Here is a 1,866-nt window from a genome sequence, read left to right as displayed (position 1 = left end):
GCGCCCGGGCCGTCCTCGTCGGGCTTGGCCGGCACGCGCAGCGCCACCATCGCCAGCGATGCGACGTCGTCGCGCTCCAGCAGTTGAGCGGCCTCGAAACCGGCGTTCGCGCCGCAGAACGGCGCGCGCAGGCCTTCGGCGAACAGGCGCAGGTCATCGCTGGCACCCTGCGCCACTTCCATGTGGGCATAGGTCTCACCGACGCTCCACAGGCGCAGCCCCACGGCGGGCACGTCGAACACCTGCTGCAGGCCGTCGCGCACCGCATAGGGCAGCGCGTGGGAATCGGCCTCGGCCAGCAGCCGCATCTGCCAGTCATGCATACGCTGCTGCGTGCGATCGTTCTCGTGGCCGTGCCGGACGAGATCGGCCAGCTTGAGTTCCAGACCCTTGTTCTTCTCGCGCAGGATTTCCATCTGGCGCTCCTGCAGCGACACCGCCCGGTGGCTGTGCGGGCTGGTCAGTTGCACCGTCGCCAGCAGTTCGGCGTGATCTTCGAAAAACTGCGGATGGCTCTGCAGATAAGCGGCAACGTCTTGTGCGTTCATGGGCTTCCACCGGAACAAATTTTGGATGGCAGTGTAGCAAAGACGCCATCCACTACGTTTGTATTAACCGTTTCTGTCTGGAAATGCTCATCAGAATGCCGATGCCCATTCCCAGCGTCACCAGCGCGGTTCCCCCGTAGCTCATCAGCGGCAGCGGCACGCCCACCACCGGCAGGATCCCGCTCACCATGCCCATGTTCACGAAGGCGTAGGTGAAGAAGATCAGCGTGATGGAGCCGGCCAGCAGACGCGAGAACAGCGTTGGCGCGTTCGCCGCGATATAAAGCCCGCGGAAGATCAGCAGCAGGTACAGGACCAGTAGCACCGCATTGCCGATCAGCCCGAACTCCTCGGAGAACACGGCGAAGATGAAGTCGGTGTGCTTCTCGGGGATGAATTCGAGGTGCGTCTGCGTGCCCTTGAGCCAGCCCTTGCCGGTCACCCCGCCCGAGCCGATCGCGATAATCGACTGGATCGTGTGGAAGCCCTTGCCGAGCGGATCAGTGGTCGGGTCGAGCAGCGTGCAGACACGGTGCTGCTGGTAGTCGTGCAGGATCGGCCAGTTCACGCCCGGCGCGCAGATCTGGTTCTGGTAAGTCACGATCAGCGTGATCACCACCACGCCCGCACCGAGAATCGGCAGGATGATCTTCCACGTCAGGCCTGCGAAGTAGATCACGTAGATGCCGGCGGCCAACACCAGCAGCGCGGTGCCCAGGTCAGGCTGCTTGGCGATCAGGCCGACCGGAATACCGAGCATGATCAGCGCCACGACGAAGTCGAACCATTTGATCACCCCCTCGCGCTTCTGGAAGTACCACGCCAGCATCAGTGGCATCGCGATCTTCATGATCTCGGAGGGCTGAATCACCATCCCCACATTCAGCCAGCGCCGCGCGCCCTTGCGGATCAGGCCGAACATCGCCACGGCGATCAGCAGCGCTACCCCCACGGTGTAGAGCGGCACGGCAACCCGCATCAACAGCTGGGTCGGCATGTAAGCGATCACCAGCATCACCACATACGACAGCAGGATATTGCGCAGCTGGTCCTCGACCCGGCCCGGCATGTCAATCGCGGCCGAGTACAGCGCGATGATGCCGGTGGCGAACAGCAGAAAGACGATCAAGGCCAGCGGCTTGTCGAAGCCGGTCAGGGCAGACTTGATGATCGATACGACGCGGCGTCGGTCCATGCGCGTCTCCTTGTTACTCTGAAACGTTGTTGCGGGCCGCCGAGCCCGAGGCCGGGCCCGCGACATTGGCGGGCTTGGGCCGGGCGGGCTGCGTCTTCGGCTTGGCGGGTGCCGGGGCCGAGG

At 63.9% G+C, this 1,866-nt stretch carries 2 protein-coding genes; both read right to left on the bottom strand.

What is annotated here, in order from left to right; genetic code table 11:
• Window positions 1-548: DUF484 family protein (locus D769_RS30585; protein WP_008652645.1), on the bottom strand; the 548-nt coding region annotated here is incomplete at its 3' end.
• Window positions 549-600: 52 nt separating this feature from the next.
• The gene (gene rodA, locus D769_RS30580) at window positions 601-1,743 is read right to left on the bottom strand and encodes a rod shape-determining protein RodA (RefSeq protein WP_008652644.1); all 1,143 of its coding nucleotides are present in this window, start codon (window positions 1,741-1,743) and stop codon (window positions 601-603) included.
• Window positions 1,744-1,866 lie beyond the last annotated feature (123 nt).

Origin of the sequence: Cupriavidus sp. HMR-1 (assembly GCF_000319775.1) — a bacterium.
GTDB classification, from domain to species: Bacteria; Pseudomonadota; Gammaproteobacteria; order Burkholderiales; family Burkholderiaceae; genus Cupriavidus; species Cupriavidus metallidurans.
Note: the sequence above shows the minus strand (reverse complement) of the source record. Positions and strands in the feature narration are given on the sequence as shown.